This window comes from Burkholderia sp. Bp8991, assembly GCF_003853795.1.
Classification (GTDB): Bacteria; Pseudomonadota; Gammaproteobacteria; order Burkholderiales; family Burkholderiaceae; genus Burkholderia.
In genome coordinates, this window is sequence record NZ_QTQJ01000038.1 from 1 (window position 1) to 23071 (window position 23071).

General features: G+C 67.1%; 21 protein-coding genes. 8 read left to right on the forward strand and 13 right to left on the reverse strand.

The window, feature by feature from the left end; genetic code table 11:
• The first annotated feature begins 779 nt into the window (after nucleotides 1-779).
• Nucleotides 780-1616, forward strand: a complete 837-nt coding sequence (locus DIE02_RS30295; protein ID WP_124486110.1) for a bifunctional allantoicase/(S)-ureidoglycine aminohydrolase — start codon at nucleotides 780-782, stop codon at nucleotides 1614-1616.
• Nucleotides 1617-1705: 89 nt separating this feature from the next.
• Nucleotides 1706-2203 (forward strand): hypothetical protein, encoded by a 498-nt coding sequence (locus tag DIE02_RS30300; RefSeq protein WP_124486111.1) that lies wholly within the window; start codon nucleotides 1706-1708, stop codon nucleotides 2201-2203.
• Between the two features lie 107 nt (nucleotides 2204-2310).
• Here the strand turns inward: DIE02_RS30300 and DIE02_RS30305 are convergent, their stop codons facing one another.
• Entirely contained in the window at nucleotides 2311-3246 is a 936-nt protein-coding gene (locus DIE02_RS30305; RefSeq protein WP_124530105.1) for a LysR family transcriptional regulator, read from the reverse strand.
• 379 nt (nucleotides 3247-3625) lie between these two features.
• Here DIE02_RS30305 and DIE02_RS30310 point away from each other — a divergent pair, with 379 nt between their 5' ends.
• The 3 genes from DIE02_RS30310 to DIE02_RS30320 are packed head-to-tail and all read left to right on the forward strand — an operon-like array spanning nucleotide 3626 to nucleotide 6444.
• Nucleotides 3626-5062 carry an NAD-dependent succinate-semialdehyde dehydrogenase gene (locus DIE02_RS30310; protein WP_124530106.1) on the forward strand — a complete coding sequence of 479 codons (1437 nt, stop codon included), beginning with the start codon at nucleotides 3626-3628 and terminating at the stop codon, nucleotides 5060-5062.
• Nucleotides 5063-5074: 12 nt separating this feature from the next.
• Entirely contained in the window at nucleotides 5075-5452 is a 378-nt protein-coding gene (locus DIE02_RS30315) for a carboxymuconolactone decarboxylase family protein (RefSeq protein ID WP_124530107.1), read from the forward strand.
• Nucleotides 5449-6444: an NAD(P)H-quinone oxidoreductase gene (locus DIE02_RS30320; RefSeq protein ID WP_124486115.1), complete on the forward strand. Its 996-nt coding sequence runs from the start codon at nucleotides 5449-5451 to the stop codon at nucleotides 6442-6444. The genes DIE02_RS30315 and DIE02_RS30320 overlap by 4 nt, the downstream gene beginning before the upstream one ends.
• 174 nt (nucleotides 6445-6618) lie before the next feature.
• Here DIE02_RS30320 and DIE02_RS30325 read toward each other — a convergent pair whose 3' ends face one another.
• Nucleotides 6619-7413 (reverse strand): aminoglycoside phosphotransferase family protein, encoded by a 795-nt coding sequence (locus DIE02_RS30325; RefSeq protein WP_124530108.1) that lies wholly within the window; start codon nucleotides 7411-7413, stop codon nucleotides 6619-6621.
• Nucleotides 7414-7654: 241 nt separating this feature from the next.
• Between DIE02_RS30325 and DIE02_RS30330 the strand changes: the two genes are divergently transcribed.
• Nucleotides 7655-9781 carry a penicillin-binding protein 1A gene (locus DIE02_RS30330; protein WP_124530109.1) on the forward strand — a complete coding sequence of 709 codons (2127 nt, stop codon included), beginning with the start codon at nucleotides 7655-7657 and terminating at the stop codon, nucleotides 9779-9781.
• A gap of 8 nt (nucleotides 9782-9789) precedes the next feature.
• A complete protein-coding gene (locus DIE02_RS30335; protein WP_124486118.1) occupies nucleotides 9790-10401 on the forward strand; it encodes a trimeric intracellular cation channel family protein in 612 nt (203 codons plus the stop codon).
• A 43-nt stretch (nucleotides 10402-10444) separates the two neighbouring features.
• Here DIE02_RS30335 and DIE02_RS30340 read toward each other — a convergent pair whose 3' ends face one another.
• The 9 genes from DIE02_RS30340 to DIE02_RS30380 form a co-directional block, all read right to left on the reverse strand.
• Nucleotides 10445-11320: a heme ABC transporter ATP-binding protein gene (locus DIE02_RS30340; RefSeq protein ID WP_409364375.1), complete on the reverse strand. Its 876-nt coding sequence runs from the start codon at nucleotides 11318-11320 to the stop codon at nucleotides 10445-10447.
• Nucleotides 11290-12378 (reverse strand): iron ABC transporter permease, encoded by a 1089-nt coding sequence (locus tag DIE02_RS30345; RefSeq protein WP_124530111.1) that lies wholly within the window; start codon nucleotides 12376-12378, stop codon nucleotides 11290-11292. The genes DIE02_RS30340 and DIE02_RS30345 overlap by 31 nt, the downstream gene beginning before the upstream one ends.
• 15 nt (nucleotides 12379-12393) lie before the next feature.
• Complete coding sequence (locus DIE02_RS30350; RefSeq protein ID WP_124530112.1) at nucleotides 12394-13302, reverse strand: hemin ABC transporter substrate-binding protein; 909 nt, start codon at nucleotides 13300-13302, stop codon at nucleotides 12394-12396.
• Entirely contained in the window at nucleotides 13299-14390 is a 1092-nt protein-coding gene (locus DIE02_RS30355) for a hemin-degrading factor (RefSeq protein ID WP_124530113.1), read from the reverse strand. The genes DIE02_RS30350 and DIE02_RS30355 overlap by 4 nt, the downstream gene beginning before the upstream one ends.
• A gap of 49 nt (nucleotides 14391-14439) precedes the next feature.
• Nucleotides 14440-16713 carry a TonB-dependent hemoglobin/transferrin/lactoferrin family receptor gene (locus DIE02_RS30360; RefSeq protein ID WP_124530114.1) on the reverse strand — a complete coding sequence of 758 codons (2274 nt, stop codon included), beginning with the start codon at nucleotides 16711-16713 and terminating at the stop codon, nucleotides 14440-14442.
• A 267-nt stretch (nucleotides 16714-16980) separates the two neighbouring features.
• Complete coding sequence (locus DIE02_RS30365; RefSeq protein ID WP_124486124.1) at nucleotides 16981-17208, reverse strand: hypothetical protein; 228 nt, start codon at nucleotides 17206-17208, stop codon at nucleotides 16981-16983.
• A 71-nt stretch (nucleotides 17209-17279) separates the two neighbouring features.
• On the reverse strand, nucleotides 17280-17663 hold the full coding sequence (locus DIE02_RS30370) for a DUF6232 family protein (RefSeq protein WP_124486125.1): 384 nt from the start codon (nucleotides 17661-17663) through the stop codon (nucleotides 17280-17282).
• A gap of 135 nt (nucleotides 17664-17798) precedes the next feature.
• Entirely contained in the window at nucleotides 17799-18059 is a 261-nt protein-coding gene (locus DIE02_RS30375) for a DUF2866 domain-containing protein (protein WP_044849042.1), read from the reverse strand.
• A gap of 223 nt (nucleotides 18060-18282) precedes the next feature.
• On the reverse strand, nucleotides 18283-19443 hold the full coding sequence (locus DIE02_RS30380) for a porin (RefSeq protein ID WP_124486126.1): 1161 nt from the start codon (nucleotides 19441-19443) through the stop codon (nucleotides 18283-18285).
• Nucleotides 19444-19749: 306 nt separating this feature from the next.
• Here DIE02_RS30380 and DIE02_RS30385 point away from each other — a divergent pair, with 306 nt between their 5' ends.
• Nucleotides 19750-20556: a MetQ/NlpA family ABC transporter substrate-binding protein gene (locus tag DIE02_RS30385; protein ID WP_124530115.1), complete on the forward strand. Its 807-nt coding sequence runs from the start codon at nucleotides 19750-19752 to the stop codon at nucleotides 20554-20556.
• A 149-nt stretch (nucleotides 20557-20705) separates the two neighbouring features.
• Here the strand turns inward: DIE02_RS30385 and DIE02_RS30390 are convergent, their stop codons facing one another.
• Nucleotides 20706-21821 (reverse strand): succinylglutamate desuccinylase/aspartoacylase family protein, encoded by a 1116-nt coding sequence (locus DIE02_RS30390; protein ID WP_124530116.1) that lies wholly within the window; start codon nucleotides 21819-21821, stop codon nucleotides 20706-20708.
• 258 nt (nucleotides 21822-22079) lie between these two features.
• Nucleotides 22080-22862, reverse strand: coding sequence for an ABC transporter substrate-binding protein (locus DIE02_RS30395; protein ID WP_044845853.1), 783 nt, complete (start codon nucleotides 22860-22862; stop codon nucleotides 22080-22082).
• Nucleotides 22863-23071 lie beyond the last annotated feature (209 nt).

Consider the following 23071-nt stretch of genomic DNA (forward strand, 5'->3'; position numbering starts at 1 on the left):
TTTCTTTGGCGTGGCGGTGTTTGTTGTGGGGGGGGTGTCAACACCCCACCATCCCTACCCCTATTGTTGTTGTGTGCGGGGGGGGGGGGGGGGGGGGGGGGGGGGGGGGGCCCCCCCCCCCCCCCCCCGACGCGGCGGCACCCTCCGACAGCCGGCCCGGCAGCTTCAGCCGGGCGGCCGTCGCCGGCAAGACCGGCACCTTCTCCCCTTCGGCAGTTCATGCCCAGCCTCGTTCGACGGCTTGGCGCCTTCTCTCCCGCCTGACTTTTCCCGCTTGTAGACGGCATCTCCCGTTGCATCGACATGCAGCCGGGCAGGTTCGGCCGACCCCGTTTCGATATTGCTGATCGACGCGTTGGCGTCCGGTCATCAGGATTTCCCTCATGCGCCGACGCATCCGCGGCACGCGTTCGCCGACTGTCGCGCACCGCGGCGGGTAGTGGGAAATCGAATGGATGGCATCGCAACATTTAATTGGTCGATCAGGATCGACTTCGCTATCGTCAACGCTGCCCGCGTACGGACTCGAACCGTGCCGTCCCCCGTGCCCCGCCGCATCACCCCGAGTGTCCGCGGCCCGGCCGCCGGACCCGCAAGCATGGGGCGCCCCGCCCGCTGAACCGGGCGGACCCGTCGCGAAGCCTGGCCGACCGAACGAAGGCGCCCGCGCTTTCAAGCCACCCCGGCAACGATGTCCCGCCGCCGCATGCGTGCCCCACGCGCGTGCCGCGCCTGCCGTTGCGACCCGGGGCCGGACCAACCCATTGCCTGGATGCTTTATGTCTAAGACAACGTATTACGCGCCGCATGGCGGCCACCCGCCGCAGACCGATCTGCTGACCGATCGCGCGATGTTCACCGAGGCGTACGCGGTCATTCCGAAGGGAGTGATGCGCGACATCGTCACGAGCTGGCTGCCGTTCTGGACCAGCACGCGCCTGTGGGTGATCGCGCGTCCGCTGTCGGGTTTCGCCGAAACCTTCTCGCAGTACATCGTCGAAGTGAACCCGGGCGGCGGCAGCGACAAGCCCGAGCAGGACAAGAACGCCGAAGCCGTGCTGTTCGTCGTCGAGGGCGAGGCCGAGCTGACGCTGCAAGGCAAGCAGCACACGCTGAAGCCGGGCGGCTACGCGTTCATTCCGCCGGGCGCCGACTGGACGCTGCACAACGTCAGCGATGCCGCCGTGCGTTTCCACTGGATCCGCAAGCACTACCAGGTCGTCGACGGCATTCCGCTGCCGGAAGCGTTCGTGACCAACGAGCAGGACGTCGAGCCGATCCCGATGCCGGGCACCAACGGCGCGTGGGTGACGACGCGCTTCGTCGACATGAGCGACATGCGTCACGACATGCACGTGAACATCGTGACCTTCGAGCCGGGCGGCGTGATTCCGTTCGCCGAGACGCACGTGATGGAGCACGGCCTGTACGTGCTCGAAGGCAAGGCCGTCTATCGCCTGAACCAGGACTGGGTCGAGGTGGAAGCGGGCGACTTCATGTGGCTGCGCGCGTTCTGTCCGCAGGCTTGCTATTCGGGTGGCCCCGGCCGCTTCCGTTACCTGCTGTATAAAGACGTGAACCGTCACATGAACCTGACGCTGAATCCGGCGCGTTAACGCGCCACCGCGCAAGTCGGATACGAAAGCCCGCCGGTGCAAGCCGGCGGGCTTTTTTCATTGTGACCTGTGACCCGTCCGGAAACAGATTGACACGTTTTGCGGGCGCGAAGAAGCGCCGGATAGAACAAGGAATCGAGCGGAAGCAGAACCGGTCGCTAAACCGAAATCAGGCCCGCTACCGCGTGGCCTCTATTACATTGTCGACACACAGACTGGCGGGCGCTTGGGACGGCTCCATGATTTTGCGCGCACGGCGCAACGGTTCCGATTCCGGGCACCGCCATCAAGGCATATGGAATCGTCGAGGTCAGGTAATGAAAGCGGTCCGCTACAGCATCAATGTTCTTGCAACGGGCGCTCTCGGCGTGCTGCTCGCGCGCTGGTTCGTCCGACTTCCAATCGAGACGTCGATTCCGTCAACCATCGAATCGGTGATGGCGCTTTTCGGCGTCGACACGATCGCACATGCCGATGATGTTGAAGGAGTCGGGCTCCTTCTCGTTCTCGGTGTTTGCCTTGGTATCGCGGGTCTGATCGTATGGGGCGTGAATCGGTTGATTCAGCGGTCGACGCTCCACGGTTGACCGACCACCTTCGCACGAAGCACCCCGCATGCGATCCGGATCGCGGATACGACTCTCGGCGCCGGGAAATCGGACACCTTCCCCGACGATGCCGACTGTAAAGTCGGTCATACGACCGTGACGGCGAGTTCCTCCGCATACGCATTCAACCGGTCACCTACCCGCACCTTCAGCGTATCGATGAACCGTTTGATCTTCGCGTCGACGAACTGGCGGGACGAATACACCGCGTACACGTTGCGCTGAGCGGTGTGGAATTCAGGCAGGACGCGAACGAGCGACCCTTTACGCAAATCGTCGATTGCCGAGAAAGCGGCGATCAGCCCGATTCCCGCGCCCTCCTGCAGCACCGTGGACATCGCGTCCATGTCGTTGACACTGAAGTGCGATCCCGTTGGACGATACACCGCCTCGCCGGCCCTGCCTTGCAGATGCCACTCGTCCGGTGCGTAATCGACCGTGCTCAGGAGCACACATGTGTGATCGACAAGATCTTCCACACACTCGGGAGCCGGATGCCGTGCCAGATAATCGGGCGACGCCGCCAGAATGCAATGGCTGGCGCCGATCTTCTGGCTCACATACGCCGAGTCCGGCAGTGTGCGCGCAATCACGATCGCAACGTCGAGCTGCTCTTCGAGCAGATTCGGCATCCGCTGCGACAGCATAAGATCGACCGATACTTCCGGGTATGCGCTTCGATAGGCAAGCACGGCTTGCGAAACAAGCTGACGGCCTAATCCCGGAACCGTGTGCACGCGTAATACACCACGCGGCTCCAGCAGCGCATCGCGGGCTTCTGCTTCTGCCCGCTCGATGTCCGACAGGATCGCAACGCTGCGCTCGTAGAAACGTCGCCCCGCATCGGTGACTACGAGCCGTCGCGTCGAGCGCTGCAGCAACCGCGTGTTGAGATTGTCCTCAAGTACCGAGACCGCTCGGGAAATGTTGCCGACAGTCGTATCGAGGTGGTTTGCAACAGCCGTGAAACTGCCCATCTCGACCACTTTCGCAAACACCGACATGGTGTGAACCTTGTCCATTACGCATCCCTGGCTTTGAATTTTTCGTCGAATCGCTGCGTTTCGGCCCGCGCGAGCCTGTGATCATAGGGCCCGCGCCTGTTTCGTGCAGTCAGCGTGCGACCGCGTGTCGTTTTTGCGCATCCTTTCAATATGCCTTCATGTTGATCGGGGATTTTCTCTCCGGAGACAAGATTCATTCTTTCCGGCCCCCCTAAGTTGCCGTCCGCTTCACGTCTAGACTTGGTCCCGAAGTCAGGCAGTCGGAACACGGACGTTTCATACCCGAGCCCAGCCCGACACGGCGAATCATCCCGGCACGGCGTGGCGGCACGGTCCCCCAATCCGGCTCGCGGCGAACACATATTGAATCGCAATCCTAACCATAAAGGTTAATACCATGGACATCACTTACGACGCACTTCATCTTTTCATCAACGGCGAATGGATCGGCGCGAGCGAACGCGAAACGGCGCCGGTGATCAACCCCGCCACGCAAATCGAGATCGGCCGCGTCCCGCTGGCGACGGCAGCCGACCTGGATCGCGCCCTGCAGGTCACTGCACAGGCGTTCGACGTCTGGCGCAACACCGTGCCAGCCGAACGCGCGCGCATTCTGAAGCGCGGGGCGGAACTGATGCGCGAGCGCGCCGAGCACATCGCCACCGTCATGACGCTCGAGGAAGGCAAACCGCTGGCGGAAAGCCGTGACGAAGTCCTGCGTGCCGCGGACTACTTCGAATGGTTCGCCGAAGAGGCGCGCCGCATCGACGGCCGTGTGGTGCCGTCCAATCGCCCGGGTGTGCAACAGCTCGTGAAGAAACAGGCGATCGGGCCCGTCGCCGCATTCACGCCGTGGAATTTTCCCGCGATCACCCCGGCGCGCAAGCTCTCCGCCGCACTCGCCGCCGGATGCAGCGTCATCATCAAACCCGGCGAGGAAAGCCCCGCAACGGCGCTCGCGCTGGCACGCGCACTGGACGACGCCGGTTTGCCGAAGGGCGTGCTTCAGGTCGTATTCGGCGTGCCCGACCAGGTGTCGAAGCAGCTGATCGCTTCCCCGGTCATCCGGAAGGTGACGTTCACGGGCTCGGTGCCGATCGGCCGTCTGCTGTCGGCGCGCGCAGCCGAAGGCGTCAAACCCATCACGCTGGAGCTGGGCGGCCACGGGCCCGTCCTCGTATTCAACGATGCGGATGTCGAAAAGGCCGCGGTCGAAGGCGCGGCGAATCGCTTTCGCGGTACGGGCCAGATCTGCATCTCATCGACGCGCTTCCTGATCCAACGCGACGTCTACGACGAGTTTGTCGGGCACTTCGTGCGCGCAGCCAACGCGCTCAAGGTCGGCAACGGCATGGATGCGGGCACGCAGGTCGGGCCGCTGGCAAATCCGCGCCAGCTTGCCAAGATGGAGGAACTCATCGCCGATGCGGTGGAGCGTGGCGCAAGGGTCCTCGCCGGCGGAAAGCGCATCGCGGGAGAAGGGTATTTCTTCGAGCCCACGGTCCTCGCCGACGTACCGAACGACGCGCGTGTGATGCACGAAGAACCGTTCGGCCCGATCGCGGTGCTGATGCGCTTCGATGCCCTTGCCGACGGGCTCGCCGAAGCGAACCGGTTGCCATACGGGCTCTCCGCCTACGCATTCACGCGCAGTGCGCGCACGGCCATTGATGTAGCAGACGGTCTCGAAGCCGGCATGATCGGCATCAACCAGTACCGCATCGTTTCGACCGAACTGCCGTTTGGCGGCATGAAGGAAAGCGGCCACGGCTCGGAAGGCGGCGCCGAGGGCATCGAGTACTACCTCACGCGCAAGTTCATCAGCCAGGCTTGAAGGGGGATCGCCATGTCTCATACGCATTTCGACAGTCCGCGCGAGGCCGCGCGTGCCTTCACGCCGAAGCTCTCGGCATTCGTCGACGACACGCTCTATCCGCGGATCTGGAGCGATCCGGCGCTCTCGTCGCGGGACCGCAGCCTCGTGACCGTCGCCGCGCTGATCGCGGGGGGCCATCTCGACGAGTTGCCGGCGCACCTGCGCCGCGCGTTGGCAAACGGCGTAACCCGCGAAGAACTCGCCGCGACGATCACTCACCTCGCGTTCTATGCGGGGTTTCCTGCGGCAATCTCGGCATCGGCCGCGGCGCAGGCAACGCTCGGCGCGCAACCCCGGTCCGACGATTTCGCCGGCCATTCATCCACGACGCAGGACGGTTTGAAATGAAAGCCATCACATTCAACGAATTCGGCGAGGCCGAGGTTCTCCAGCTCGCCGACGTTCAGGCTCCCGAGGTTCGCCCCGACGATCTGCTGGTACGCGTCCATGCCGCAGGCGTGAATCGCGCGGATCTTACGCATCGGCGAGGAGGATACGGCCGTCCGAACTTCGGCGACTCGACGATCATGGGGCTCGAAATCGCCGGCGAGGTGATCGAGACTGGACCTTCCGTGCAGGGTTACAAGGTCGGTGATCGTGTAATGGGCGTCGTGGGCGGCGGGGCCTATGCAGAACTGGCGCGCATTGACTGGAGAATGGCGATGCCCATTCCGGCAACGATCGACTACGTGCACGCGGCTGCGATACCGGAAGTCTTCGTCACGGCGCACGAAGCGTTGTTGCATCTTGGCCGCTTGCAGCGTGGCGAATCGGTGCTTATTCACGCAGCGGCGGGCGGGGTGGGTTCCGCGGCGGTCCAACTGGCCTACGCAACCGGCGCGACGATATTCGCGACCGCCGAAGCCTCGAAGCTGGAACGGATCGTTCAACTGGGTGTGGACCATGCGATCGACTACAAGACGCAGGACTTTTCGGAAGTCGTCGCAAGCAGGACAGACAAACGCGGCGTCGACGTGGTTATCGACTTCGTGGGCGCGCCGTATTTTTCCCGGAATGTCGCGTCATTGGCAAACGGCGGCCGGCTGGTGCAGGTCGGCATACTCGGCGGCGGCGGTGACGTGAGCGTGAGTCTCGAACAGATCCTGTACCGTCATCTGCAAATCATCGGCACGGTGATGAAGTCGCGCGACCAGCGCGAGAAGCACGCGATGGTTCGGCGGTTTCGCGAACATTGGCTGGACCGCTTTGCGGGAGGAGCGGGCCTGGAGCCGGTCGTCGACAGCGTGTTTCCTCTCGCCAATGCCGCGGCTGCCCATCGACGGATGGAGTCGGCCCTGAACGTGGGAAAGATCATTCTGACGATGACCGAAAACATCTGAAGTGACGCTTGTTCACGTCGCATGCCTGTGCACGAAGCGGTTTGGCGGTTAAGCGGAGCGAAGCGGTCACTCGGCCAACTTGCGTGAGCAACCGCTTCTGGCCGGATACGGTGGTCTTCGCCGCTTTCCCTCGGAAATCCGCTATGGACCATATTTTCATGGTCGTGCACATTGCTACGGACCGAGCGCTATTGCCGCGAGTTGCGCAACCTGCAGCCGCGTATCGGGCGGCAGGCCGTCTTCCATCAACCACAGGGCCGACAGCCCCGACCACGCGAGAATCCATTGCAGCAACCGCCGCCGGTCGAGCTGTGCGGCATCCGCAACGAGCACGACGCGACGCTCGAAGCGCGCGGGATCCACAGCGATGTCGTGCGCGGGATTGCAGAACAGGTTCGCGTAGTCGAACGTGCGGTCGCCACGCAGCCCCTTCGGGTCGATCGCCAGCCAGCCGCGATCGCCGAAATACAGCAGGTTGCCGTGATGGATGTCGCCGTGCAGCACGACGTCATCGACGGGCGGCACGGCCAGCAGCCGGTGCGCCGTCTCGGCAGAACGCCGCAGCACGTCGTCGTCCGTGTCGTGCGACAGCAGCGCGTGGAACCAGTCGGGCAGCGGCACGGCCGCGGGCGGTGCCGGTGCGTGATGCGCATGCAGCCGCGCGACCACGCGACATGCGATCCGGATCGCGTCGTCATCGTGTCCCGCGGCGGACAAGCCGGCGAGCGTCGGCGCCGGCTGCGCGCGTTCGAGCAGTACCGCGTCGCTGTCGTGCAACCACACGCGCGCGGCGCCATCCCCGTTCCACCAGGTCATCAGCGCATTGCCGCGACGCTCTTCGTCGCAGGTCGCGACTTTCAGCATTGCCGGCCGTGTGCGCCAGACGACCGGCAACAGGCCGCCGCTCGCGGTCAGGATCGGGCCGCCGTCGGGAACGAGGCCCCACAGGTCGAGGTATCGATCGAACATCCGACGATGGTACAAGCGAACCGGCTCGCGCGCCCGGTGCGCTCGGCCGTGACGACATGCCATAGGCCTGCGTGCACCGCGCGAGCGGCCCCCGCCGCGCTTTCCTAAATAAAATTCAGCCAGCCAAACTTTGGCTGAAGAATGTTCCGGTTTCGCGCCATCCCTTCGACAATGCGCGCCTTTCGCGACGATCGGCGCCGCTCGCGCGCCGGCCGTCGCGGCACTGAAGAAGGAGCCCGACATGACCGACCCCACCGCCAACCCATCGCCGCCCCCCGCGCCACCGTCCGCACCGCCGTCCGCACCGCCACGCCGCCGCGCATGGCGCATGCTCGCGGGCGCGCTGCTCGGCCTGACGCTCGCGTGCGCGGGCATCGGTGCATGGACGATTCACCGCATCTGGACGCAACTGCCATCCGTCGAACATCTGGCCGCCTACCGTCCCGCGCTGCCGCTGCGGATTTTTTCGCGCGACGGCGACCTGTTGGCCGAGTACGGCGTCGAGCGCCGCGAGTTCGTGCCGCTCGAACGCATTCCGCCGCTGATGCGCCACGCGCTGCTCGCGGCCGAGGACGCGAAGTTCTACCAGCACGGCGCGATCGACGTCGGCGGCCTCGCGCGCGCGACCTTCGCGAACGTCGTGACCGGGCAGCCGGGGCAGGGCGGCAGCACGATCACGATGCAGGTCGCGCGCAATTTCTACCTGACACGCGACAAGGTGCTGAGCCGCAAGCTCGCCGAGATCCTGATGGCCATCAAGCTGGAGCGCGAATACGGCAAGGACAAGCTGCTCGAGCTGTACATGAACCAGATCTATCTCGGCGAGCGCGCGTACGGTTTCGCGGCGGCCGCGAACGTGTATTTCGGCAAGCCGCTCGACGCGCTGAGCGCGGGCGAGGCGGCCGTGCTCGCCGGATTGCCGAAGGCGCCGTCCACGTTCAACCCGGTCGTCAATCCGGCGCGCGCGACCGCGCGGCGCAACTACGTGCTCGGCCGCATGCACGCGCTCGGCGAACTCGACGAGGCGACCTATCGCGCGGCGGTCGACCTGCCGATCGTGCTGGCGACCACGCCGCCGCCCGGCATCGTCGCGGCGCCGTACGTCGCGGAGCGCGCGCGCCGGATGATGGTCGAGCGCTTTCACGACGACGCCTATACGCTCGGCCTCGACGTGACGACGACGATCTCGATGCGCGACCAGCGCGCGGCCGAGGCCGCACTCGGGCGCACGCTGCGCCGCCAGCCCGGCAAGCGCGATGTGCGCAACGGGCTCGAAGGCGCGCTCGTGTCGCTGGATGCGGCGACGGGCGACACGCTCGCGCTCGTCGGCGGCGCGGATTTCGGCCGCAACGTGTTCGACCATGCATTGCAGGCGTATCGCCAGCCGGGGTCGAGCTTCAAGCCGTTCGTCTATTCGGCGGCGCTGGAGAAGGGCTACTTCCCGGGCGTGCTGGTCGACGATACGCAGCGCACGCTCACGCATGCGGAAACCGGCGCGCGGCCGTGGCGCCCGCGCAATTTCGGCAACCGCTACGAGGGCTTCATCCCGGTGCGGCGCGGGCTCGCGCGCTCGAAGAACCTCGTCGCGGTCAACCTGATGCAGGCGGCTGATGCGCGCTACGTGCAGCAGCACGCGGTGGGCTTCGGTTTCGACGCGCGGCGCAATCCGGCGTCGCTGCCGCTCGCGCTCGGCGCGGGCGCCGTGACGCCGCTCGAACTCGCGAGCGCATACGGCGTGTTCGCGAACGGCGGGATGCGGATGGTGCCGCGGCTGATCCTGTCGGTGAAGCAGCGTCATGGCGGTGCGATGTACGAGGCGACGACGCCTGAAGGCACGCGCGTCGTGTCGGCGCGCAATGCGTTCGTGATGGACAGCATGCTGCGCGACGTCGTGCGGGCCGGCACCGCGCGCGGCGCGCTCGCGCTGCGCCGCGACGACACGGCCGGCAAGACGGGCACGTCGAACGGCTCGAAGGACGCGTGGTTCGCCGGCTATTCGTCGGGCATCGTCGCGGTCGCGTGGCTCGGCTACGACACGCCGCGCCCGATGGGGCGCGCGACCGGCGCGACGCTCGCGCTGCCGGTCTGGCTCGACTACATGAAGACGGCCGTCGACGGACGTACGCCGGTCGATGCGACGCCGCCGCAGGACGTCGCGCTCGTCGACGGCGATTTCGTGTACGCCGAATACATGCGCGGCACTTGCACCGCCGACATGCCGCCGTTCATCCGCAGCCGTTTTGCCTGTGGCGGTGCGCCGGCGTCCGATGCGCCGGACGGGCGCGGCATGTCCGGCGAGCCGATGCCGGCCGCCGTCGACGCGGCCGAACGCGAACGCGTGCTCGACCTGTTCCGTACCGAAGACTGAGGCGCGCGATGCATACGCTTTATCTGATCGCGATCGTCGCGGAGGCGATGTCGGGCGCGCTGATGGGCATGCGGCGCGGGATGGACCGCTTCGGGCTCGCGCTCGTCGGCGCGGTCACGGCGCTTGGCGGCGGCACCGTGCGCGACGTGCTGCTCGGCCACTATCCGCTCGGCTGGATCGCGCATCCCGAGTACCTCGTGATCACGCTCGCCGCGGCGACCGTCGCGTCGTGGGCCGCGCGGCACGTCGCGCGCATGAAGACGCTGTTCGTCACCGTCGACGCGATCGGCCTCGCGGCGTTCACGATCATCGGCTGCGACATCGGCGCGTCGACGGGCACCGCGCCGATCATCGTCGTGCTGGCCGGTGCGATCACCGGCGTGTGCGGCGGGATGCTGCGCGATCTGCTGTGCAACGAGATGCCGCTGATCCTGCGCGACGAACTGTATGCGAGCGTCGCGTTCTTCACGGGCACGCTGTATGTCGGGATCCAGCATCTCGGCGTCGATGCCGGGTTCGCGACGGCGGTTGCGCTGGCGGCCGGCTTCACGATGCGGATGCTGGCCGTACGGCTCGGGTGGAAGATGCGCACGTTCGGTGTCGCGGACGTCGAGCGTTGAGCGTTGAGCGAGGGTGCCGCACGGACGCGACGATACGCGTGTTCTACGCCGGCACCATGAGCGGCGGCGCCCCGTCGCCCGTTTCCACCATCCTCACGGCGAACCCGTAGCACTGCGCGATATGGCCGGGCGTCATCACGTCGCGCGGCGCACCCTGCGCGACGATCGTACCGTCCGCGAGCATCGCGATCGTATCCGCGTGCCGCGCGGCGAGGTTCGGATCGTGGACGATCGCGAGCACGCCGAGCCGCCACTCGCGCGCGACCGTGCGCACGGTATCGAGCAGCCGGTGCTGGTGCGCGAGATCGAGCGCTGCGGTCGGCTCGTCGAGCAGCAGGTAGCGCGGGTCCGGCTGCGCGTCGTCGTCCGGCCACAACTGCGCGAGCACACGCGCGAACTGCACGCGTGCGAGCTCGCCGCCCGACAGCGTCGTCACGTCGCGGCCGACGAGCGCGTCGGCGCCCGCGCGTTCGAGCGCCTGCCACGCGATGTCGCGATCGCGATGCGCGATCACGTGCCGCGCGCCGCCGCGCCGCGCATGCGGATAGCGGCCGAGCAGCACGATTTCGTCGACGCTGAACGGAAACGCCGGTTGCGCGGCCTGCGGCAGCACGGCGCGCAGGCACGCGAGCCGCGCCGCGTCGATGTGCGCGAGCGGTTCGCCGTTCAGCGTGATGTCGCCGGTCACGCGCACGCCGTTCGGCGCGACGCTGCCGGTCAGTTCACCCGCCAGGGTCTTCAGCAGCGTGCTCTTGCCCGCGCCGTTGCGACCGAGCAGCGCGGTCACGCGGCCGGGTTCGATCGACAGCGACAGGTCGTGCAGAACGGTGCGGTGCCGGCGGGCGACGCCGAGATGATGGGCAGTCAGCATGATGGGTGCATGAAGGATCAGCCGCCGAGCGCGCCGCGGCTTTTCCACAGCAGCGCGAGAAAGAACGGTGCGCCGAGCAATGCGGTGAGCACGCCGAGCGGAATCTCGGCGGGCGCGGCGACGGTGCGCGCGGCGAGATCGGCGGCGAGCGTCAGCAGCGCGCCGAGCAATGCTGCGCCGGGCAGCACGACGCGCTGGTCGGGGCCGCACGCGAGGCGCACGCAGTGCGGCGCGACGAGGCCGATGAAACCGATGATGCCCGCGCACGACACGAGCGCGCCGACCGCGAGCGCGACCGCGACGAGCACGCGCCGCTTGAGCCGCTGCACGGGCACGCCGAGGTGCAGCGCCTCGGTTTCGCCGAGCTGCAATGCGTTGAGCGCGTCACGGTCGCGCGCGAGCAGCACGCAGCCGATCGCGACGCACGGCGCGACGGCCGCCAGCGCGGACCATTGCGCGCCGCCGAGGCTGCCGAGGCTCCAGAACGTCAGCGAACGCAACTGCGCGTCGTCGGCGACGAACGTGAGCAGGCCGATCGCCGCGCCGACCAGCGCGTTGATCGCGATGCCGGCGAGCAGCAGCAGCGGCAGCGCGAGCCGGCCGCGCGACGCGGCGAGCCGGTAGGCGAGCGCCGCGACCGCGAGCGCGCCGGCGAACGCGGCGACGGACAGCACAGCCGCGCTCGCGTGCGCGGCGAACAGCGCGGGGCCGAGCACGATCGTCGTCGTTGCGCCGAGCGCCGCGCCGCTCGATACGCCGACGAGCCCCGGGTCGGCGAGCGGATTGCGGAACAGTGCCTGCATCGCGGCGCCGGCCGCGCCGAAGCCGCCGCCGACCAGCAGCGCGAGCACGACGCGCGGCGCGCGGATGTCGAACAGCACCGCGCCTGCCTGCCGGGCGGCCGGGTCGCCGCTCAGCGCGGCCCAGGCCTCCGCCAACGGAATGCGGTACGCGCCCACGCACAGCGCGATGACGGACATGACACACACGAGCGCGGCCAGCGCGGCCAGCGCGAACGGTACGAGGCGGCGCGACGCGCCGACGCGCGCGGCACCGGCATGCGATACGTGCGACCGCGCGGGGAAAGGCGAAGCATGAACAGGCATCGGGACGCTCCGGAATCAGGCGAGCGCATCCGACAGGCGCCGGTGCAGGGTCGTGACGGCGAGCGGCAGGCGCGGACCGAAGCCGAGCAGGAACAGCGCATCGAGCGACACGACGCGCCGTGCGCGGCCGGCCGGCGTCGCGCCGAAGCCGGGCGCGGCGAGCAGCGCGGCGCGGCCGCCGACCGCCGCGAGCCCTTCGTCGGAGATCAGCACGATGTCAGGGGCGGCGGCGGCCAGCGCCTCGGTCGTCAGCGGCTTGTAGTGATCGAAACCCTGCATCGCGTTGCGCGCGCCCGCGTAGCGGAGCATCGCGTCGGCGGCCGTGCGCTGGCCGCCGACGAGCGCCTGGTTGCCGGTATGGTTCAGCACGAACAGCACGCGCGGCGGCTGCGCGCCGCCGGGCACGCGCACGGCGACCGCGTCGCGCGCGGCCTGCCAGTCGCGATCGAAGCGTTGCAGCAGCGCGGTGCCCGCGTCGCGCACGTCGAGCGCCTGCGCGACGCCGGTGATCTTCGCGCGCACCGAATCGACGTCGTGCCGCTCGTCGAACGTCGTGACCGCGACGCCCGCGCTTCTCACCTGCGCGATCGCGGCGGGCGGGCCGGCCTCCGCCGACGCGAGCACGAGATCGGGCCGTAGCGACAGCAGCCCCTCGGCCGACAGCGCGCGCTGGTAGCCGACCTTCGGCAGGCGCTTCGCGGCGTCCGGGTACGTGCAGGTCGTGTCGGTGCCGACGAGCCGGTAACCGCGCGCGTCGGCGCCGCCGAGCGCGAACGCGGTTTCCGCAAGCGCACCGCCGATCACGACCACGCGCTTCGGCGCGGCTTGCGCGAGCGCTCGGCCGGGCAGCGCGCCCGCGAGTGCGCTGGCGATCGCGCCCGCGAGCACGACGCGGCGTCGCGGCTGGAACGATCGCGCGCTCACCGCGCGTCTCCGCGCGCCGCCGACGGCAGCGTCGCGACGAGCGCGCGCCAGTCGTCGCGTTCGACGCGGCCGGGCTTGCGTTCGCCGAACAGCAGCGCGACATGGTCGCCCTGCCGGTCGAACAGCTCCAGCGACGTGACGATGCCGTCGCTCGTCGGCTTCTTCACAACCCACGCGGCGGCGATCAGGTCCTCGCGCACGTGCAGGTTGAAGCCCGGGTCGAGCACGTTGATCCATGTGCCGACCTCGCGCACGTTCGCGACGGGGCCCGTGTGGATCTGGATCATCCCTGCATTGCCGACGAACACCATGATCGGCTGGCCGCTGCCCGCTGCCCGTTCGAGCACGTGACGCAGCGCGCGCGTCGCCTCGACCGGATACGCGTACCGCGGCTCGGCGAGGCGCAGCGCCTGCATGCGGCTCACGCCGAAGCGCTGCGTGATGCCGAAGAACTGATGCGTGTCGGTCATCGCGTCCCATGCGACGCGAAAGCCTGCGACGTCGATCCCGGTATCGGCCCGCTCGGGCGTTTTCGGTGCGGCGGGCACGACGTCGAGCCCCGGCTCCTGCGACGCCGCGCGCCAGCGTTCGACGAACGCGTCGTACGCCGCGTGATCGCTGTGCGCGCGCAGGTAGACCTTGTGGATCGCATGACCCTGCGCGTCGAAGAACTGCAAACTCTTCAGCGGACCGTGCGCGGTTTCGTCGCGCACCGCGAACGCGGACGCCCAGTGACGGTAGAAGATGCGCAGGTCGATGTCGCCGAGCGCGAGGCCGACCTGGCCGTCGTGGCTCATCTGCGCATATTCGCCGTCCTTCTCGTGGACGGCCGTGTCGTTGCGCGTGAGCGCCATCACGCGGCCGAGGCGCGGCATTTCCTCGAACATCGCCGGAAAGCGCGCGTCGAGCCGCACCACGTGCTCGCCGACGAACGCGGCGAGCGCCTCGCCTTCGCTGACGCCGAGCGCCTGCGCGACGTCGCGGTTGCGCAGCTGGCGCTCGGCCTTGAGCTTGACGAATGCGTCGCGCAACGCGGCGGGCGCGCGGGCCGGCGTGGCCGGCTGGCCGGGAAGGGCGGAATGCATCATGTCGGACTCCTTCAAGTAACGGTTGGGCAGGAACGCGCGATCGCGCGCATCAGAAATCCACTTTCATGCTGACGGCGACGGTGCGTCCGGACGACGTATACGCGTCGAGCACCTGCGAATCGGCGGCGATGCCGCGCACGTCCGACCAGTTCCAGTATTTGCGGTCGAACAGGTTGCGGATGCCGATCGTCGCGCTCACATGCTTGTTGAAGCGGTAGCCGCCGCGCAGGTCGACGACGAACGACGACGGCGGCGCGAAGCACGCCTTGTTCGAGCAGTCGGACTTGTCGATGTCCTTGTCGCGTTTCGCGGCCTGGAACAGCAGGTCGGTCTGCACGAACCAGCGTTCGCCGGGTTCGTAGCGCACGCCGAACACCGCCGAGAACGGATTGACCGTGTTCAGCGGCTGGCTCGCCGCGCCGTCGTTCCGCGTCGAGCCCCTGGTGAACGCCATCGCGGTCTTCAGCGTGACGCCGTTCGGCATGATCCATTCGGCGCGGCCTTCGAGGCCGTGGATGCGCGCGTCGGCGAAGTTCACGTACTGGAACACGAACGGGTCGGTTGGCCGGCCGCCGCCCGCGATCGTCGTGCGCGCGATGAAGTTGCGGTAGCGGCCCGTGAACGCGGCCGCGCTGTAGCGCAGGACGCCGTAGCCGGTGCCGGCCTTGCCGCGCAGGCCGGCTTCGAACGTGTCGCTGGTTTCGGGCTTCAGGTTCGGATTGCCGATCGACGTGTAGCCGTACACCGGGTTCGAGAAGCTGCTGTTCACCTGGTCGGGCGTCGGCGCGCGGAAGCCGTGCGCGTACTGTGCATACGGAATCAGCGCGGGCGTGATCTCGTAGAGCACCGCGACGCGCGGCGACACTTCGTTCGCGCTCGTCGACACCGCGGTGCCGGTGAACAGCGGATCGTTGCGCGTCGGGCTCAACCGGTACGTGTCGAAGCGCAGCCCCGGCGTGACGAGCAGGCGGCCATAGCCGACCTGGTCCTGCACGAACGCGCCGAACAGCGTGTAGTCGGTATCGGGAAACGCCTTGTTCGGGAACGCCTCGCCGACGCCCGGCACCGTGCCGTCGCGCAGGTTCGTCACGCGCGACACGCTGCCGTCGACGCCATACAGCAGCTTGTGCGCGAGCGGGCCCGTCGAGAAGCCGCTTTCGGCGAATGCGGCGCCGCCGAACGTGCGCTCCTTGTACTGGTTGTCGCGCGAGCGCGATTTCAGCGGCGCGCCGCGCGTCTCGAACGCGTATTGATCCTGCTTCGCATCCTGGTAGTAGAACTGAACGTGTGCGTTCTGAAACCAGCGCAACGCATCGTCGCGGAAGTCGTAGTCGATGCTGAAGCGGTTGCGCTCGAGCCGGTCGTGCGTCGTGAGCCCGAGCGTGCCGGGCGGGTTGATCGCCGACAGCACGTCGGTGCTCACGCGGCGCTGCACGGTTTCCGCGGTAAATTTGATCGTGTCGCCCGCGGTGGGTGTCAGCACGAGCTTGCCGAGCAGCGATTCCGAATAGACGTCCTGCGGGTTCGACGTCGTGCGCAGCGTGCTCGCGGAATTGTCGCTGCCGCGCGTGTCGACCTCATGGCCGCGCCGGCCGTCGGCGATGATCATCCCCTGCACGCGATCGTTGCCGCCCGCGGCCGACACCGTCGCGCCGACGCTGCGGTCGGCCGAGTCGTAACCCGGCCGGAGCGAGAAGTAGGTGGGTTTGCCGTAGATCGACAGCAGGTCGCGCGGATCCTTCGTGATGAAGTTCACCGCGCCGGTCAGCCCGTCGCTGCCGTACAGCGCCGACGCCGGCCCGCGCAGGATCTCGATGCGCTTGAGCATGTCGAGATCCGCGTAGTCGCCGCGGCCGGCTTCGAGCGGCCCGAACGAGAACGCGTTCGGCAGGCGGATGCCGTCTTCCATCAGCAGCACGCGATTGCCTTCGAGGCCGCGGACGTTGATGCTCGAATCGCCGTCGCGGCCGCCGCCGAGCGCGGCGCTGCCGGGGCGGTACGCGGTGCGGCGCACCGTGACGCCCGGCTCGTAGCGCAGCGCGTCCTTGATGTTGGTCGCCTGCTGCTCGTCGAGATCGTCGTCGGTGATGACCGACACGGATGCAGCCGTGCGGCTCGCGGCGGTGGCGGTGCGGGTGGCCGTGACGGTGACGGGGTCGAGCAGCGCCGCATCGCCGCGCGCGGGTGCGGCGGCGGTCAGGACGGCAGGTGGCGGGTTGGCGCCTTGCGGCGACGAATCGGCGTAAGCCGGGGCGGCGGACAGGCCGAACGCGCCGAACAGCGCGGCACAGATCGGCCGCCGCGCCAGCGGATAGCAATGCACAGGTGGTCTCCCATTGACGATGACTAGCCCGAAGGCTGGCTGGGTGACGCGTTCACCTGGCTGGCCCGTTCGCGTGCGGCAGGCGGCGAACGGCGAATTGAAAGGGAATTGATGATTCGTTCAGTGTAAATGAGAACTATTATCAATACAAGAACGGAAAGCGGCGTCTGCGGACGTACGCCGCCGGCGCGGACCGGACGCACCGCGCAGGGGCAAATTCGGGAGAAGCGGGCCGGCGCGGGTCCGTTATCGGCGTGAGCAGAGGCCCTATGCGAGCGATTCGATGCGAATCAGCAGGTTGCGCGCATGCGCGATGAACGCGTCGTGTGTCGCGCGATCGCCGTGACCTTCGAAGCCGGCCTGTTCGGCGAACGCGAGCTGTTCGGCGTAGAGGTCGACGAGCGCGCTGCGTGCGTCGGGCGGAAGCGCGCGGATCATCGTGACGAGCAGCAGTTCCTGCGCGCGCAGCATGCCGGACAGCGATTGGGGGTTCATGCCGACCTCCTCGAACGACGCGGCGGCGTGCCGCTCATTTCATAGTAGGTGGTCGGCGCGCGCAGCGGAAATCAGCCGGCGGCCGTCGCCGTCCGTGCATCGCGCACGACCTGCGCGACGCGTTCGACGAATTCGGGGTCGACGCTCGACAGCGCTTCGCGCTTGCCGTCGGGCATCTCGACCATCAGCCGGTACGTGATGTCCTGCGTGGTCCAGGCGAGATAGCCGACGACGGCGAGCATCACGCCGACGACCAGCGCGGCGCTCGATCCGCCGATGCCGCCGGCAATGGCGGCGACCACGCCGATCAGCGAGATCAGCGACGGCACGAGGCGATTCTTCGGGATCTTGACGACGTCGACGTTGCGGATGTCACGCAGCGGGAAGACCTGCCCGGCGGCCGACAGGCCGTTGCGCGTGACCATCACGCCGCGTTCGTTGAATGCGTTTTCCATCGTATGGTGCGTGGACGAAAACGCGCAGCGTAGCAGACTTCGTTGCCGCGTCAAACGAGACCGAGTGCCGCACGATGCGTGCGGGCCGGCCGCGCTGCGGGCAGTGACGGGTAACGAGGCGTAACGAGGGGGAAGTCAGAACTGCAGCTGGCCGTCGCCGTACAGGCGGCCCGGCACGTGCGACGCGACGACCTCGGCGATCTCTTCGTCGGTCGATTCGGCCGGTACGATCTGGCGCCGCGCGGGCGCGTCGAGATGCATCGTCCATTCGACGAGCCGGTACGGGCGGCCCCATGGGCGCTGCATCGCCACCGACACGCGGCAGCTCTGGACCGGTAGCGAATGCTGACGCGTCAGAATCGCGTGCAGATGGCTGAAAACGGTATCTTCGATCATCTTGGCCTCCGATCCTGTCTTGCGGGCAGTTGATGGCGGTGCCGTAGTGGGTCTCAAAAAAAAGAAGCCGCCGATGCTCAGGCGGCCAACAGGGGGGGTGAGAGCATCCTCTCAGCCCAGAATTAAGCGAAACTTAAAAGCCCATAAAAAAGCGCCCCGCATGGAGCGGGGCGCTTCGTGCCGTCGTCATCCGCGCGATGAGCGGACGAGTTAAGCGGATGCTTTAGAACTTGTGGCGGATACCGACGCGCGCGGCGATCTGGTTCGTCGCACCGTTGCCCGACGTGCTGAAGTAGCTCGTGCTCGAGCCGATCTGCGCTTGCACGTTGTTGCCCGACGCCTTCTGGCCGATGACCAGCGCGTACACGTCCGTACGCTTGCTGAGTGCGTAGTCGAGGCCGATGTTGCCCTGGTTCCAGTGTGCCGAGTTGCCGCTTTGCGTGGCGTTCGTGTACGTGTAGCCGACGGCTGCCGACAGGGCCGGCGTGATCGCGTACTTCACGCCCGCTTCATACGCGTTGTAGAACGTGCCCGATGCGCCAGCCGCGATCGGGGTGAACTGCGTGCGCGTCCAGAGCAGCCATGCCGTTGCCGGCCCGAAGAGGTAGCGGCCACCGACGCCGTACGTGCGCAGGTCGCGGATGTTCGTCAGCGCGATGTTCGCGATCGACGTCGAGAATGCCGGCGTCGACTGGCTCGGGAAGCGGATGTCCGTGTAGGCGGCGCCGAGTGCGAACGGGCCGTTCGCGTAGTTCAGGCCGAAGCTGTATGCGCGCGACGAACCGGCCGTCGTCGTGGTGCCCGTCGTGGTCGACGGTGCGCCTGCGAAGTCGGTCGAGTTCGAGAAGCCGTACAACGCGCCGAACGTGAAGCCGGCGTAGTTCGCGCTCTGGAACTTCACCGAGTTGTTGATGCGGCTCGACGTGAGTTGGTCGACGTCGTTCACGTGGTACGCGTAGTTGCCCGCGACCGTGTTGCCGCCCGTCGAGTAGTTCGAGCCGAGGATGTCGGTCGAGAACGAGTACTGACGGCCGAACGTGACCGTGCCGTATTGCGCCTGGCTCAGGCCGACGTACGCTTGACGGCCGAAGATCGCGCCGCCCTGGCCGATCGTGCCGTTGCCGCTGTTGAAGCCGTTTTCGAGCACGAAGATCGCCTTCAGGCCGCCACCGAGGTCTTCGGTGCCGCGCAGGCCCCAACGGCTGCCCTGGGCCACGCCGTCGTCGTACTTGAACAGCTTGCCGCTGCCGCCGTTCGCGGTCTTGCTGTGGTTCACGTAGCTGATACCGGCATCGATGACACCGTACAGGGTCACGCTGCTTTGTGCGTGCGCCGTGCCAGCCGTTGCTGCGAGGATGGCGATGGTCAACAGTTTCTTGTTCAAAGGATTCTCCGAGCGAGTAAATGGCGTGTCCAGTTGCGGTTCCGGCGCTCTCTATGGGCGCTTTCACGGACCGGTCGCAACTTTATCGGCGGGCGACGTAATGAATGTGACAGCCTTGTCATATTACGAATCTGTGGTGCCGATGCGACATTGGATTCTGCCCGGTTGTACAGCAGGGAGTTATACCGATTCCGCCTGAGATTCGATCGGAGTGAGGAATATGCACATGAAATAAGCTTGGTTGGTGCCGGTCCGGCCCCGTGCCACGATGCGCGCTTCAACAACGACACGGGACAAGAGGACACCATGCGACGTTCGATCCTGACCGGCCTCGGCGCGCTTGCCGCGGTGCTGGCCTTTGCCGCGCCCGGCGCGCACGCCGATTCCCAGACGCTGAAGATCGGCACGATGAGCGGCCCCGACGCGCAGATCTGGACCGAGGTGACGAAAGTCGCCGCACGCGAAGGACTCGCGATCAAGGTCATCGAATTCAACGATTACGTGCAGCCAAACGCGGCGCTCGATGCGGGCGACCTCGATGCGAACGGCTTCCAGCACCAGCCGTTTCTCGACAGCCAGATCAAGCAGCGCGGCTACAAGATCGTCAACGTCGGGCTGACCTACACGGCGCCGATGGGCTTCTATTCGAAGAAGCTCAAGTCGCTGAAGGACTTGCCGGCCGGCGCGAAGGTCGGGATCCAGAACGATCCGTCCAACGGCAACCGCGCGCTGCTGCTGCTGCAGAAGTACGGCGTGATCAAGCTGAAGCCGGGCGTGGGCAGCAACGGCGTGAACGCGACGCCGCTCGACATCGCCGAGAACCCGAAGAAGATCAAGATCGTCGAACTCGACTCCGCGCAGTTGCCGCGCGCGCTGCCCGATGTCGACGCCGCATCGATCAACACCGACTACGCGGTGAAGGCCGGGCTCACGCCGGTGAAGGATGCGATCGCGATCGAGGACCTGCGCGGGCCGTACGCGAACCTGATCGCGGTGCGCGCGCAGGACAAGGACAAGCCGTGGGTGAAGAAGCTCGTCGCGGCCTATGAATCGGACGACGTGCGCAAGTTCATCGACCAGAAGTTTGGCGGCGCGATCGTGCCGGCGTTCTGAACGCTGCGCCCGGCTGCCCCCCCGGCCACGTCGCCGGGCATGCCGTCAGGCCAAAAAGCAAATCGCCCGCGCAAGCGGGCGATTTCGTTGGTGCGCGTCGCGATGCGGCGCGCGGGCCGGCCGTTCAGGCGGCCCGGACCGGAGGCGACTCAGGCCGACAGCAGCGACCCGGTGCGGATCGGATTCGCGCCGGCAATCCGCGCGACTTCCATCCCGGCGGTCGCGAAGCGCACGATCTGGCGCGCGTACAGCACGCCCGATACGCTGCTCTTCAGCGTGATCACGCGATCGGTCAGCGGATCGACGATGTCGGCCACATCCTGGCCGGCCTCGATCCATGCGCCGACCGGCGTGCGGAACACGATCACGCCGGACACCGGCGCGACGAGCGGATCGGTGCCCGCGAGCGGCGTGGCCGGATGCGCGAGCGGCGGCAGCGGCGCGGGCGTGCCGTCGATGACGCCGCGCTCGGTCAGGTATTCGACGATCGCTTGTGAGTCCTTCTCCGCGAATTCGTACGACACGTCGCGCTCGCTGCGCAGTTCGACCGTGACGGAAATCGCGCCGTTCGGGATCGGGAAGCGATCGCCGAACCGGTTGCGCAGATCCGACCAGCAGAAACTGTGGATCTCGTCGAACGGGTTGCCGACCGAATTCAGCGCGAGCAGCGACGCCTGCGCGTCCAGGTAGCGCGACAGCGGCTCGACGTCTTCCCACAGATCGGGGTTCGTATACAGGTGCATCACCGCGTCGCTGTCGCAATGCAGGTCGAGCACGATGTCGGCGTCGAACGACAGCTTCTGCAGCGCGAGGCGCTGCGATTCGAGCTCGGTGCGCGGCTTCTGTTCGTCGAGCGCCTCGCGCATCGCGGCGCGTACGGCGGCGAGGTTGCGCTGCGCGTCGTTCGTCAGGCGGCCTTCGATGCGCGGCAGCACGAGCGCCGCGAGATCGTAGAAATTGCGGTTGAAGTTCTGCATCGAGCCGAGCTCGAAGCGGCCGAGGTGATCGCCGAACACGTGCTGCGACAGGCCGATCGGGTTCGGCACGGGGACGATGACCACTTCGCCGCGCAGCTTGCCGGCCGTCTCGAGCGCGGCGATCTTGCGGCGCAGCAGCGTGGCGACCAGCATGCCGGGCAGTTCGTCCGCGTGCAGCGACGACTGGATGTAGACCTTCTTGCCGCCGCGCGGGCCGTAGTGGAAGCTCGTGATCTGGCGTTCGGTGCCGACGGCGGGGGAAATCAGCGGATGGGTCTGCGTTTGCATGATGAGGGGAGGGCGGCGCAGCCGCGAGTGATCCGGTATGCGTGGAAGATCGATTGTACGTTGCCTTCCGCGAACCTATCAAACCGCGCGCCGGCCATGTCGATTTCCTTTACGAATCATCGGGTTGGCGCGTAAAAAATAACGGCGCCGCAGCCCTTCGTCCACGCGTGTCGAGCGGCCTTTCGCCGCGCGCGAGCAAAAAAAACGGGCTCCTTGCGGAGCCCGTCTGCGCGGTCGCGAGGCGCGCGTTGCGCGGTGTTACTTGCCGTACACGTCGAAATCGAAGTACTTCTTCGCGATCTTGTCGTACGTGCCGTCCTTGCGCATGCCGGCGATCGCGCCGTCGATCTTCGCCTTCAGGTCGGTGTCTTCCTTGCGCAGGCCGATGCCGGCGCCGTTGCCGAGCGTCTTCGGATCGTCGATGTCCTTGCCGGCGAAATCGAAGTTCGCGCCGCGCGGCGTCTTCAGGAAGCCGATTTCAGCCTGCACCGCGTCCTGCAGCGCGCCGTCCAGACGGCCCGAGATCAGGTCGGCGTAGACCTGGTCCTGGTTCTGGTAAGGCACGACGTTCACGCCCTTCGAGGCCCAGTACGTCTTCGCGTAGGTTTCCTGGATCGTGCCCTGCTCGACGCCGACCGACTTGCCCTTCAGCGATTCGGCCGTCGGCATCAGGCCGGCGCCCTTCTTCGCGACGAGGCGCGTCGGCGTGTTGAACAGCTTCGACGAGAACGCGATCTGTTCCTCGCGTGCCGGCGTCATCGACATCGACGACAGGACGCCGTCGAACTTGCGAGCCTTCAGTGCGGGGATCATCCCGTCGAAGTCGTTCTCGATCCACACGCACTTCGCGTTGATGCGGCGGCAGATTTCGTTGCCGAGATCGACGTCGAAGCCGACCACCTTGCCGTCAGCCCCTTTCGATTCGAAAGGCGGGTAGCTTGCGTCGACGCCGAAGCGTACGGTCGTCCAGTCCTTCGCGTATGCAGTGCCGGCCGATACGGCGAGCAGGGCCACGGTCACAGCCGCAAGAATCTTTTTCACTCGGTGACTCCTCGTTTTGTTCGATGGGTGCGCGGTTGTGCCGCGCCGTAAGCCTTCGGCCCGGCGCGGCTTCGCGTCGGACTGTCCGTTTCGCTGCCCGATGCGGGCGCGCGACGTGCGCAAGATTATCAAGACAAAATACCGGCAGGGCGCCTAGGACAAGCCCCGATACCGGACCCGACGGCTGCGCATGCGGCGCGCGACCGTTT

Bases quoted from the DNA above. Each gene is read 5' to 3' on its own strand.
- DIE02_RS30295 (WP_124486110.1), top strand. From the start codon at position 780: ATGTCTAAGACAACGTATTACGCGCCGCATGGCGGCCACCCGCCGCAG.
- DIE02_RS30305 (WP_124530105.1), bottom strand. From the start codon at position 3,246: ATGGACAAGGTTCACACCATGTCGGTGTTTGCGAAAGTGGTCGAGATG.
- DIE02_RS30310 (WP_124530106.1), top strand. From the start codon at position 3,626: ATGGACATCACTTACGACGCACTTCATCTTTTCATCAACGGCGAATGG.
- DIE02_RS30315 (WP_124530107.1), top strand. From the start codon at position 5,075: ATGTCTCATACGCATTTCGACAGTCCGCGCGAGGCCGCGCGTGCCTTC.
- DIE02_RS30320 (WP_124486115.1), top strand. From the start codon at position 5,449: ATGAAAGCCATCACATTCAACGAATTCGGCGAGGCCGAGGTTCTCCAG.
- DIE02_RS30325 (WP_124530108.1), bottom strand. From the start codon at position 7,413: ATGTTCGATCGATACCTCGACCTGTGGGGCCTCGTTCCCGACGGCGGC.
- DIE02_RS30330 (WP_124530109.1), top strand. From the start codon at position 7,655: ATGACCGACCCCACCGCCAACCCATCGCCGCCCCCCGCGCCACCGTCC.
- DIE02_RS30335 (WP_124486118.1), top strand. From the start codon at position 9,790: ATGCATACGCTTTATCTGATCGCGATCGTCGCGGAGGCGATGTCGGGC.
- DIE02_RS30345 (WP_124530111.1), bottom strand. From the start codon at position 12,378: ATGCCTGTTCATGCTTCGCCTTTCCCCGCGCGGTCGCACGTATCGCAT.
- DIE02_RS30355 (WP_124530113.1), bottom strand. From the start codon at position 14,390: ATGATGCATTCCGCCCTTCCCGGCCAGCCGGCCACGCCGGCCCGCGCG.
- DIE02_RS30365 (WP_124486124.1), bottom strand. From the start codon at position 17,208: ATGAACCCCCAATCGCTGTCCGGCATGCTGCGCGCGCAGGAACTGCTG.
- DIE02_RS30370 (WP_124486125.1), bottom strand. From the start codon at position 17,663: ATGGAAAACGCATTCAACGAACGCGGCGTGATGGTCACGCGCAACGGC.
- DIE02_RS30375 (WP_044849042.1), bottom strand. From the start codon at position 18,059: ATGATCGAAGATACCGTTTTCAGCCATCTGCACGCGATTCTGACGCGT.
- DIE02_RS30385 (WP_124530115.1), top strand. From the start codon at position 19,750: ATGCGACGTTCGATCCTGACCGGCCTCGGCGCGCTTGCCGCGGTGCTG.
- DIE02_RS30390 (WP_124530116.1), bottom strand. From the start codon at position 21,821: ATGCAAACGCAGACCCATCCGCTGATTTCCCCCGCCGTCGGCACCGAA.